The following is an 11,409-nucleotide window of genomic DNA, read 5'->3' on the forward strand; positions in this document are numbered from 1 at the left end:
ATTAAATCATCCTTATTATCATGATGCGCTCAAACTGTAATGTTTCATTTCTGAGACTGAACTTTTTGCTATCCGGTATGTTCTTCGCACTGTTTGCGCAAAAAGCATATATGTGGTATATCATCACGTGCTGTAGTTACGCTGCTGGCACCAAAAACAAGCATCCTGATATTTTCGAATGGCCTTCTTCAACCAACATGCAAAAATGCATGATGGTTCTGGTTGATAATGCCAAAATTAAACTGCTATCTATCTTTGTTGAAAACATAAAATTTAAGGCTTTTATAATTACACCCGATATAGGTTTAGAAAGGAGTTAAGATGCTTCAAGGCTCTTTTTTGCCCAACATGCTGGTGAATGGTTAAATTAAAAAACTAAACTTTATGGAAAAGATCAAGGTCTTTTTAATTAATGATTGCAATAAATTGATAGATGGCGTTGAAACAGCACTTAAAGATTCGGAAAGTATTGTGATTGTCGGCAAAGCCAGTTCTGCTGCAGTTGTAGAGCCGTTGATTAGGGCTAAACTGCCCGATATTGTACTTGCTGATATTAGTGTTTGTGAAAAGCTTGGCGCTGATTTAACCAAATTGATCAAAAGAGAGTTTCCGAAAATTAAAGTTATTGTACTCTCCATGCGCGACGATTTTGTCAATATTTCGGCAATGATCAAATCGGGTGCAATGGGATATCTTTTAAAAAATGTAAAATGCCACGAATTGCATAAGGCAATCAATAAAGTAATGCAGGGCGAAACGTATATCCAAAATTCCATTACAGCTGAGTTTATCAATGGTTATCAACGCGAACACCAGGTAGAAGAGGTTAACATCCTATCTCCGCGCGAAGTCGAAATCATCAGGCTAATTGCCAAAGAATATACTTCTGCAGATATCAGCAAAATGCTTTTCATCTCGGAACATACCGTAGAAACTCACCGTAAAAACATCTGGCGTAAAACCGGCGTAAAATCAATCGTTGGATTATTGAATTTCGCGTATGGGCATCAGCTTATTTAATAGAAAGATCTTAAAGGTTTTTAAACGGCGCAGCCTTCAACGATGCCGTTAAAACTGTCAACCTGAGTTAAACCTATAAAGGTCTGAAAAGTTAAACCCAATCTTTAAAAGGCTTAACTGTCAAATTGGAGTTGTAATATTTTTCTTCTTCGGTAACTTCTTTGCTTATCCAATCCGGCAAATCGAAGGCTTCCTCTTCACTTTCCAGCTCAATTTCAGCAACAATTAAACCTTTATTATCACCTAAAAAAACATCAACTTCCCAAAGTTTACCGTTAAAGGGAATTTCATACCGCGTTTTTGAAAGTTCGGAAAGGGAGAAATGATCCAATAATTCTGTAGCCTCCGCTAATGGAATTTCATATTCATATTCCATTCGGGTGGCGCCTATCGTTTGACCTTTTATGGTTAGAAAACCTTTGGTTGATGTTGCCCTAACCCGTATGGTTTTATCTTTATCCGTAAGCAGATAACCCTGCCTAAAAAGCTTTCCCACTGGCTTGTTCAGATGATCCCATTTCTGCTGATTGATCAGGAATTTACGTTCTATTTCTTTTCCCATTATCTTGCCCTTTTTTGCAGGTCGGCTACCGGCATGCTGATCAGTCTTCCAATCGGTTGTTTGCCGCGGTAGGTAATTACTCGTAACATACTGGCATCCTTTGGCACCTGTAACGCAGCGGTATATTTAGGGTAGAAGCGATCGGGAGTGGAGTTGTCGAAACTATAATAGATATCTAAACCATCAATTTCAGGGGTTAATTCGATCATTAATTGTTTATCCGCACTGCGTTTTACCGTAAAAATCGGATCGTAAATGGCTGGTGAATATTTAATCTCAGCTAAATCCAAACGTTTAAAATGCTGTTGTGTACGGTCGACAAAATTTGTCCAGTTTTTCTTCTCCACCGGACTCCAGATCGATTCTGCTATTGCGAACGCACGTGGCCAAACCATATATTCTACCTGGCGGAAAGTAAAGATCTGTTCCGTCCACAGGTTAGCCTGTGCACCGATCACATACTGCGCATTTACACCAGCAGGAACCGGGTTAAATTGATAGGCTTTGTTTAACCTTAACGAAGCATAAACTTTCGGCTCGGTAATTTGATCGGCCTGCATATAATCCAAATAGGCAAAGTCTGTTGGACTCATTACCACATTGTGTTTCTCATTGGCTGCCTGAATACCATATTTCATTCCCCGCCAGCTCATCACCGCTGCTGTTGGCGATACACCTCCTTCAAGAATTTCGTCCCAGCCCATAAACTTTTTGCCTTTCGAAACCACAATCTGTTCTACACGTTTTTCAAAGTAGGCCTGAACCTGTGGAATGGTTTTTAATCCTTCGCGCAACATTAACGCTTTCACCTGATCGTTCTTTTCCCAAAAATTATGCGGTGCTTCGTCTCCTCCCATGTGGATATATTCGAAAGGGAAAAGTTTAGCAACCTGGGTGAGTACCGAATCTAAAAAAACATAAACTTTCTCATTTGCCGGACATAGCATATTGTCGATCAAAGCTGTTGGTGGGGCACCACGGCTCCAATCCATAATTTTTTCTCCTGAACGCACTTTATAATTTACTGCGTCAGCGGTGCATGAAAGTTCGGGATAAGAAGAAATAATGGCTAAACTATGTCCCGGAACATCAATTTCGGGTAAGATGTTTACAAAACGCTCTTGTGCATACTGAACAAGCTCTTTAATATCGTCCTGAGTATAAAAACCACCATAAGTACGGGGTTCATCGGGTGTAGGAGGTGTGAAATCGCCAAAAGTACCTATTTTTTTAACGCTCCAGGCGCCAACTTCAGTTAGTTTGGGTAAACCTTTAATTTCGATTCTCCAACCTTCATCATCCGCAAGGTGCAAGTGCAACAGGTTGAATTTATAGCGCACCATATCATCAATAAACTGTTTTACTTCCTGTTTGGTGAAAAAATGACGCGCCACATCGAACATCAAACCTCTCCAGCCTAATTTGGGATAATCGACCACATCGACACAAGGTGCTTTCCATTTGATATCGTTTACCAGTTCCTTGCTTTCGATTTCAGCAGGGAAAAGCTGAAGTAAGGATTGAACACCGTAAAAAATGCCCGCCGGCTGGTTAGCGGTGATCACCACCTGGGTCGGATTAACATTGAGTTTGTAACCTTCTTTGCCCAGTTGTGTGTCTTCCTGCGTATTTAAAATCAGTTTAATTGTAGGATGGCTAGAATTACTTACCGTACTCACAAATTTACCTGTGGCGGTGCTAATCCTGTCGGATAAATAAGCAATAGACTGTTTTAGCTCGCCGCTTTTAACGGCCTGTATAATTACATTCTCGGGTAAGGTAAATGTTCCGGCCTTTTTTACTAACGATACGGGCTCAGGTATAATGGCAATCGGAGTTTGAGCAACGGTATTTTCAGCATCGCCGATTTCAGTTTCTGTAACAAGCGTTTGGGCGAAAGTATTGGCTGCAAAAAAACAGCAGGAGATGATCAGGAATAATTTTTTCATTCAAATAATTCAAACGGGTTAACCGGATAAGTATAATCCGCAATTTATTAAAAAGAATTTAATCGGAGGTATTTGTGTGGAAGGAAATAAGCAGGAAGCAAAGCGCAGTAGGTATGACGTGATTAGAGATTTGTCCGTCTGAACGGATTCTATTTGTCAGTCTGAGCGGAGTTAAAACCGTAATTACAAAATGTGGCAGTTTGTACGAAAGATTAAGAGTTCATTCGGGCATCAGAGGGAGCTGTGACAATTGTACCCGAACAAGGTCCGTTCTAAATCCGTATCGGATGCCTTGTAATAGTTTCTTGGAGGTTAGGGGTATGGACAGTGAGTTAAGTGGGGGTGGTTCGTGATGACGAGTAAAAAAAATGTTCTTTTGATCTGATAGTTATTGGATCAAAAGAACAAATTCTAAATAATTTACCTCATTTCCCGCGCAGGCGGGAATCCTAGAGCGATTACATTGCGATTTGGATAATGAGCTACAAAAACTGCCTTAACCACTCCCTTGCCTTTTCGTCATCCGTAAACGATTTCATAGGGATGGGTGGAATTTGAAACTTAAAAAGGATTTTCATAATCAGTTGCGCTAAACCCGGCTTCGAAACCATGGCCATAGCCGTATAAATTTGGGGCAACTGCTCCGTAGAAAATTTTCGAGTTTCTTTATCCGGAACCGGAGAATTTTTTAGGTAGATTAACAATGGAACCTTTTTATTATTGGTGATTTTCTTCACCAGCGCTACATTAGCCGAAATGTTTTCTACGGTCCGTAAAATGCTTTTACTGTACGAAATCAGGATACCCTCATCAGTTAATAAATAATCCGCAATTTCGCCTTCAATTAAGTGATTGTCTCTGTCATTTCCCATATTTTATCCCCTTAAATGATAAGCTTTTGGTTTGGTAAAGGCCCTTAATCCCTGATGAGACAAGGTAGCCCCGATGCCTGAATATTTTCTTCCGCTCCAGGGCAGCGCCGCACTCACCCGATCGCAGCAGTTCCAGTAACCTGAGCCCGAATCTAACTGAGCCAATAGGTCTTCTGCTTTTGCCTGGCTGGCCGTATAAACCGAAGCGGTTAGGCCATAATCGGTATCCTTCATCATGTGTAAAGCCTCGGTATCATCCTTCACTTTCATAATGCCGATAATCGGTCCGAAACTTTCTTCCTGCATCACCAGCATATCATTGGTCACATCAGTTAAAACGGTTGGTTCAAAATAATAGCCTTTCCCCTCTATAGCTTTGCCACCAGTTAATAATTTGGCCCCTTTGTTTAAGGCATCTCTAACCTGATTTTCGAGCACAGCAATTTGCTCCTTTCTGGTTAATGCGCCAATGTATACGCCATCCGTTGTTGGGAGGCCTGTTTTCCAGCTTTTAACTTCTGTGATAAAGGCATTTAAATAGTTGTCGTAATTTTTCTCATGTACGTAAATGCGCTCAACTGAACAACAGCTTTGTCCGTTATTATAAAAAGCACCGTCTGCTGTGCCAACTGCTGCCGCCGCCACATCGGCCACATCTTCAGCGATATATAAAGGATCTTTTCCACCCAGTTCCAGCTGACAGGGAACCATTTTGGCGGCTACTTTTTCGTAGATGATTTTTCCAGTTTTGTAGGAGCCCGTAAAGAAATAACCGTTAAAGTCCATTTCTAATAAAGCTGCGCCAGTTTCTTTCGCACCAATGGCGATCTGGAAAACATCTTCAGGTACACCTGCTTTTTTTAATAGTTTTTCAATTTGTAATCCGGTTAGGCTGGCATATTCTGATGGTTTGTATAGCACAGCATTCCCACTTAAAAGCGCAGGAATAAAAACATTTACACCAACAAGGTAGGGGTAATTCCAGGCAGAGATATTGCAAACTACGCCTAAGGGCTCATATTTGATCACTTCTTTTAAACCCGGTTCATCAAGCATCACTTCTTCGGCAAGGTACTTTTCTGCATTGCCCAACATCCATTTGATGCGGGCCCTTGCACCGTTAATTTCATTGCGCGATTGCTGAAGCGGTTTGCCTACTTCGGCGGTGAGTACCGAAGCCAGTTCTTCTATCCCTGTTTCCAGTAAATTACTGAATTCGTTAATCACTGAAATTCTTTCGCCAAGCGTTTTGCTGGCCCATAGCGGCTGCGCTTTTTTTAAAGTACCAAATTTGGCTTGAAGTGTGGATGAATTATCTTCAGTTAAACTGGTGATAATTTCTGCTGTTGCGGGGTTGATGATGTGCATCTTGCCTAATGATTTATTGCCACGGAAACACTGAAATCACGGAGAATTCATTTTATCCCTCAATCGGTGTTTCAGTGTATTTATTTATGATTAATAATTGAATTGATAAATGCACTATGTATGTTTTTGCTAAATGGTCCATGTTGGTCTTTTAAACGCTCGGGGTGCCATTGCACAAATAACAAAAAGGATTTCCCTTCGGGTTCCATCCGTTCTATCGCTTCTGTTACACCATCTGGCGAGATGGCGCTTACCACCAGCCCTTTGCCTGTTTTATCGGTACTTTGGTGGTGGTTGCTGTTTACCAGGCCTTTATCGGTATTCACGATCTGGTTGAGCCAGGAGGATGGATTTACGCTGATTTCGTGATAGCGGTCTGATTTATCATGCATTTTCGAATGGTCGAATTTTCCCCAGGTCGGAATATCGGGGATCAATGTTCCGCCAAAAAACACATTGCCTACCTGTATACCACGGCAAATGCCCAAAACCGGGATCGAATTGGCTTCAGTATAGGTTAAAACCTTAAATTCAAACGCGTCACGTTGTTCATCCATATCGTCATCATAACAATATGGCAGGTATTCTGGCTGGTTGTAAAAGCGAGGATGAACGTCTTCTCCTCCGGTTAAAACAATACCATCACATTTTTTGATCTCATCAAAATTGTTCAGTTTATAGCCAATCTGGATTACTTCTACGTTATTATTGTAGGATAAAACCCAATCGCGGTAAATGGCGTATTTGCTGCAATCGGTAACACCAATGATTATTTTATCAGACATATTAATTATTTCACTTATTTTTCCTTCGGGGTGATTACACCGATTTTGGGATTACAAAGATTTTAAAAGGCGATATAATCCTAAAATCTTTTCATCCTAATCTATAGCGCATTTAAGTACAATTGCTTAAAATCTGCACGGCTTACCGGTTTAGGGTTATTTGGATGCGCAAAATCCGCGAAGGCTAAATCGGCAAGTGTTTCGATGTGTTCATTTTTAACGCCAATATCACTCAATTTATGCGGAATATTCACTTTTGTATTTAAATCGAACAGATATTTTACAACAGCTTCACCGGTTTCGTCTTTAAGTTCCAATGTTCGGGCAATTTTTTTAAACCGGTCTTCAAAACCTGCAATATTGAATTGCATGCCATAGGGGATATTCACTGCGTTCGCTAAACCATGGTGGGTATCTAAAAGCGATGAAAGGGGATGTGCCAGCGAGTGCACCACACCCAATCCTTTTTGAAAGGCAATGGCACCCATCATCGAAGCCATGAGCATTTTGCTGCGGCTTTCTAAATCAGGGTTATTGGTAGCCCGCTCCAACGAATCCTTGATCAAAGAGATTCCCTCTAAGGCAATCCCATCACACACGGGGTGAAAGTTTTTGGCCAGATAGGCTTCCATATTGTGTGTCAGCGCATCCATTCCTGTGGCTGCAGTGATAAATGGCGGTAAATCCATCGTTAATTCCGGATCAGCAAAAACGATCTGCGCCATTAACTTGGGTGAGAAGAGGATTTTTTTCTGATGGGTTTCATCATCGGCAATAATCGCACTGCGGCCCACCTCGCTTCCGGTACCTGAGGTGGTGGGGATGGTAATAAAATGGGGAACCTCGTTCGTAACATAAATATCCCCACCGATTAAATCATCATACTTGAAAAGGTCTTCGCGGTGGTTCACACGAAGTACAATTGAACGGGCAACATCTAAAGCCGCACCACCGCCAATGCCCACAATGCTATCGCGGTGAGTGGCATCCCAAACATCTGTGCCTTTATACACATCACTCTTTACCGGGTTTTTGTGGATATCGTTAAAAACCTCTACCGAAATGCCTTTGGCTTTTAAATCTGCTATAATCCTTTTAAAAAATGGAAGCTGGGCAATGGTAGGATCGGTAACAATTAAGGGTGCCTTTAAATTGTTTTTTGTTAGATAGGCCGGTAATTCTTTTACGGCACCTGCACCAAAACGGATGGTTGTTGGAAAATTAAACTGATGGATCTTATCAAATATCATGATACTTATTTTTATCTTTTTTTACCACCTAAAATGACTTAGGTGTGTTGTTGTTTTTCATGCTATAAAAGCCCGGTTGTCTACCATTAGCTAAGGTGCTCTAAGATGACTAAAGTGATAAACCTTCATAGCGTGTTTTATTTTTTTACCATTTCAGTCGACCGAGTGCATCTAAGCTTGGCTATTAAAAAGATGTTGAATCAAGTTCAGCATGACGTTTATGATGGTTAAATGATTTCTAAATACCTTTTCAACTCCCAATCGGTTACTACTTTAGCATATTGCTTACATTCCCATTCCCGTGTCATGGTAAAATGATCAACGAAATCTTCGCCCAATAATGTTTTGGCCAGATCTGAATTTTTCATCTTTTGTGTAGCCTCAAATAAATTACGCGACAGTATACCATTTGATAAATCGGTATATCCGTTTCCTTTGGTGGCAGGTTGCTCCAGTTTTAACTTGTTTTTAACGCCGTACATACCTGCAGCTAAACAGGCCGAAAGAGCCAGATACGGATTGGTATCCGAACCCACTATCCGGGTTTCTAAACGTGATGCCTTTTTGCTTCCCGGTAATGCACGCAACGCCGTAGTGCGGTTGTCGATGCCCCAGGTTACTGTGGTGGGTGCCCATGCACCTTCAACCAAACGTTTATAACTGTTAATGGTAGGGGCAATCATCGGTAAAAGATAAGGTAAGCAATGCAGCTGACCAGCGATATAACTTTTCATGGTTTCACTCATTTTACCTGCATCTTTTTCATCGTAAAAGAGGTTTGTCTTTTTGTTGGCATCCCAAAGGCTTTGATGTACATGACCGCTGCATCCCGGTAGGTTCTCGCTTATTTTGGCCATAAATGTGGCCAGGATACCGTGTTTATAGGCGATTTCTTTTACAGCTGTTTTAAACAGAATGGCCTGGTCGGCAGCTTGTAAAGCGGGCGCATATTTTATGGCCGCCTCGTAAACCCCTGGTCCGGTTTCGGTATGCAAACCTTCAATGGGGATGTCGAATTTATTCAGCAGATCGAACAGATCGCTCATAAACGCATTCCGGTAGGTGCTCCTTAAAATGGAATATCCAAACATGCCCGGACTTAAGGGTTTTAAATTGGCAAAACCCTTCTCATGTATAGTTTCTGGTGTTTCTGAAAAATTAAACCATTCAAACTCTTGTGCAAAAACCGGAGAAAAACCTTCATTTTCACATCCGGTAATTAGTTTTTTTAACAATTGCCTTGGACATACAAAATTTGCCTGATCCTGGTCGTTAATAAAATCGCCCAGAAAAAAAGGAACTTCATTTTCCCATGGGATTTTCCGGAAGGTGCTGATATCGATTTTCACCTGTGCATCGGGATAACCCGTGTGCCAGCCGGTATATTTTCCATTTTCGTAAGCCACATCGCCCGCATCCCAGCCAAAGGTAACATCGCAGAAGCCTAAGCGGCCCTCAACCAGGGAGGCAAATTTTTCAGCAGCTACATACTTCCCTCTTAAAATACCGTCGATATCGGCAACTGCTAATTTTACTTTTCCGGAGGGATGTTTTTTAACGTAATCCAGAATTTCTTTGCTCGTACTCATTAATCTGCCTTTTTAAAGATTTTATATAGTAGAAATATGCCTAAAACAATGCCCGAATAAATTAGACCCAATTTAAGATTATAAATCAGCATTGCGATAAAAGAAACGCATGAAATGATCAATGCAATGATGGGAAACAATGGATAAACAGGTGTTTTAAAAGGCCTTTCCATTTCAGGTTTGTTTTTTCTGAGTACCATTACCGAGATCATCGAAATGATGTATAAGGTTAATGCTCCAAATACAGAAATGATAATAATTTCGGCTGTTTTACCTGATAGGAGTGCGATGATGCCAATTACCATATTGCCAATTAAGGCATTTGCAGGTGTTTGAAATTTAGGGGATATTTTACCCAAAATAGCAGGGATACTTTTCACCCTTCCCATCTCGTAAGTAGAGCGGCCCGCAGCTAAAACCAAGCCATGGAAGGAGGCGACCAATCCAAATAGTCCAACTGTGATGAGTATATGATACATCAGGTGATTATCGCCGGTGATCATCGATAGGGCAAGGGGTAAAGGCGAATCAGAAGTTTCTCCCGATTTCCCGTTTTTATAAACAATGGCCTCCCAGCCGCCAATGCCAATGGTGGAGACAAAAACCAACACACACAATACCACTAAAGTAAATATGCCCCAGCCAAAGCCTTTACTGATATCATGCTGTGGATTTTTGGTTTCCTCAGCCACATTGGCAACACCTTCAATTCCCAGAAAAAACCAGATGGCAAAGGGAATGGCCGCAAAAACGCCGCTCCAGCCATTCGGGAAATTATTATGGACCAGATTTTCTGTATGAAATTTGGGTAGTGTAATGCCAGAGAACAGGAGGAGCTCGCCAACCGCTAAAACAGTGATAATGACTTCGAAGGAAGCAGCCGCTTTTATGCCATATACATTTAAAGCAGTAAAAATAAAGTACACCGCAATGGCGCTGGTGAGAATAGGTACCTGTGGGAAAAAAGCATTAAAATAAGCCCCGATGGCGAAGGCAATCGCGGGTGGCGCAAATATAAATTCGACCATTTGGGCAATGCCTGCAATAAAACCTATATTTTTGCCCAGTGCTGTATTGGCGTAATCGAAAACACCACCGGCCTTTGGTATGGCGCAGGCCAGTTCGGCATAACTGAAGCTAAAGGTTACATACATGATCATGATGGCCACTGTGGCGATGGCCATGCCCAATGTGCCGCCTTTTTCGAGACCAAGATTCCAGCCGAAGTACATTCCTGAAATTACATAACCAACACCAAGCCCCCACAGCATAAAGGGGGTAAGTGTTTTCTTTAAGCCATCTTTTTGTTCCATTGGCAGGATTTACAAGATTTAAATAGGTTTATAAAATTTGCTCGAAAATGATAAACTATTCGCTTCGGTATCTGGTGTTTAAAGTAGTAATTATTTTTTGGTTAAGGAGATAATATATTTCATTTTTGGCCAAAATTAAAAAACCAATGTCGAAACATTGGTTTTAGTAAATTCATTAGAAATAGACAGGTACGACTACTCCGAATCGCGGTTTTTATTCACAATCTGACTGTCTCTTGTATTCTTCTGTACCGTAATGGCACCAAACAGCGAGAGTAAAAAGGCAAAGGCATAAAATCCTTTTTCGCTGGGCAGCAAGGTGGCATTCCACAAACCGATTACCAATAAGGTGATGGTCAATAACGTAGAAAACCAACTGATACCATAATAAATTTCAGTAACCGGGATTCCTTCCAGTTTATCGCGAACAGCTTTTTGTAAAGAGATTACGGCAAAAAGGCCAAACATCAATACGGTAAAATAATATCCTTTTTCGTTAAGAAGCATATCAGAACGCCACAAGCCTACAATAAAGCCGATCATTCCGATACCTAATGCCATCCAGGCGGCTGCCACGAATGCATTCGATGGTTTTTGATTCATTGTTTTGAGATTTAATTTAATTCAATAGACAACGCTAAAGATTGGCAAAAGGTATAAAAATAAAAAGACAGTATTTAAATTATTTCAGAAATCTAATA

At 41.0% G+C, this 11,409-nt stretch carries 9 protein-coding genes and 1 pseudogene; 1 reads left to right on the forward strand and 9 read right to left on the reverse strand.

Going from position 1 to position 11,409, the window contains the following annotated elements; all coding sequences use genetic code 11:
• The first annotated feature begins 384 nt into the window (after positions 1 to 384).
• Positions 385 to 1,020 carry a response regulator gene (locus AC04Q1_RS16500; protein ID WP_478365679.1) on the forward strand — a complete coding sequence of 212 codons (636 nt, stop codon included), beginning with the start codon at positions 385 to 387 and terminating at the stop codon, positions 1,018 to 1,020.
• Positions 1,021 to 1,111: 91 nt separating this feature from the next.
• Here the strand turns inward: AC04Q1_RS16500 and AC04Q1_RS16505 are convergent, their stop codons facing one another.
• The 9 genes and pseudogenes from AC04Q1_RS16505 to yiaA form a co-directional block, all read right to left on the reverse strand.
• Positions 1,112 to 1,582: a CYTH domain-containing protein gene (locus AC04Q1_RS16505; RefSeq protein WP_478365680.1), complete on the reverse strand. Its 471-nt coding sequence runs from the start codon at positions 1,580 to 1,582 to the stop codon at positions 1,112 to 1,114.
• Positions 1,582 to 3,531: a beta-N-acetylhexosaminidase gene (locus tag AC04Q1_RS16510; protein ID WP_478365681.1), complete on the reverse strand. Its 1,950-nt coding sequence runs from the start codon at positions 3,529 to 3,531 to the stop codon at positions 1,582 to 1,584. The genes AC04Q1_RS16505 and AC04Q1_RS16510 overlap by 1 nt, the downstream gene beginning before the upstream one ends.
• Before the next feature lie 482 nt (positions 3,532 to 4,013).
• On the reverse strand, positions 4,014 to 4,403 hold the full coding sequence (locus AC04Q1_RS16515; RefSeq protein WP_478365682.1) for a SpoIIAA family protein: 390 nt from the start codon (positions 4,401 to 4,403) through the stop codon (positions 4,014 to 4,016).
• Positions 4,404 to 4,406: 3 nt separating this feature from the next.
• Positions 4,407 to 5,774 (reverse strand): annotated as a pseudogene (locus AC04Q1_RS16520) (aldehyde dehydrogenase family protein); the annotation flags it as partial.
• A gap of 77 nt (positions 5,775 to 5,851) precedes the next feature.
• The gene (locus AC04Q1_RS16525) at positions 5,852 to 6,556 is read right to left on the reverse strand and encodes a gamma-glutamyl-gamma-aminobutyrate hydrolase family protein (protein ID WP_478365683.1); all 705 of its coding nucleotides are present in this window, start codon (positions 6,554 to 6,556) and stop codon (positions 5,852 to 5,854) included.
• 101 nt (positions 6,557 to 6,657) lie between these two features.
• Positions 6,658 to 7,806: an iron-containing alcohol dehydrogenase gene (locus tag AC04Q1_RS16530; protein ID WP_478365684.1), complete on the reverse strand. Its 1,149-nt coding sequence runs from the start codon at positions 7,804 to 7,806 to the stop codon at positions 6,658 to 6,660.
• Between the two features lie 227 nt (positions 7,807 to 8,033).
• A complete protein-coding gene (locus AC04Q1_RS16535) occupies positions 8,034 to 9,395 on the reverse strand; it encodes a glutamine synthetase family protein (protein ID WP_478365685.1) in 1,362 nt (453 codons plus the stop codon).
• Positions 9,395 to 10,708, reverse strand: coding sequence for an ethanolamine permease (eat, locus tag AC04Q1_RS16540; protein ID WP_478365686.1), 1,314 nt, complete (start codon positions 10,706 to 10,708; stop codon positions 9,395 to 9,397). The genes AC04Q1_RS16535 and eat overlap by 1 nt, the downstream gene beginning before the upstream one ends.
• A gap of 195 nt (positions 10,709 to 10,903) precedes the next feature.
• The gene (gene yiaA, locus AC04Q1_RS16545; protein WP_132398365.1) at positions 10,904 to 11,311 is read right to left on the reverse strand and encodes an inner membrane protein YiaA; all 408 of its coding nucleotides are present in this window, start codon (positions 11,309 to 11,311) and stop codon (positions 10,904 to 10,906) included.
• Positions 11,312 to 11,409: the final 98 nt, after the last annotated feature.

The organism is Pedobacter humicola (genome assembly GCF_056490705.1).

Bases quoted from the DNA above. Each gene is read 5' to 3' on its own strand.
- AC04Q1_RS16500 (WP_478365679.1), top strand. From the start codon at position 385: ATGGAAAAGATCAAGGTCTTTTTAATTAATGATTGCAATAAATTGATA.
- AC04Q1_RS16505 (WP_478365680.1), bottom strand. From the start codon at position 1,582: ATGGGAAAAGAAATAGAACGTAAATTCCTGATCAATCAGCAGAAATGG.
- AC04Q1_RS16510 (WP_478365681.1), bottom strand. From the start codon at position 3,531: ATGAAAAAATTATTCCTGATCATCTCCTGCTGTTTTTTTGCAGCCAAT.
- AC04Q1_RS16515 (WP_478365682.1), bottom strand. From the start codon at position 4,403: ATGGGAAATGACAGAGACAATCACTTAATTGAAGGCGAAATTGCGGAT.
- AC04Q1_RS16525 (WP_478365683.1), bottom strand. From the start codon at position 6,556: ATGTCTGATAAAATAATCATTGGTGTTACCGATTGCAGCAAATACGCC.
- AC04Q1_RS16530 (WP_478365684.1), bottom strand. From the start codon at position 7,806: ATGATATTTGATAAGATCCATCAGTTTAATTTTCCAACAACCATCCGT.
- AC04Q1_RS16535 (WP_478365685.1), bottom strand. From the start codon at position 9,395: ATGAGTACGAGCAAAGAAATTCTGGATTACGTTAAAAAACATCCCTCC.
- eat (WP_478365686.1), bottom strand. From the start codon at position 10,708: ATGGAACAAAAAGATGGCTTAAAGAAAACACTTACCCCCTTTATGCTG.
- yiaA (WP_132398365.1), bottom strand. From the start codon at position 11,311: ATGAATCAAAAACCATCGAATGCATTCGTGGCAGCCGCCTGGATGGCA.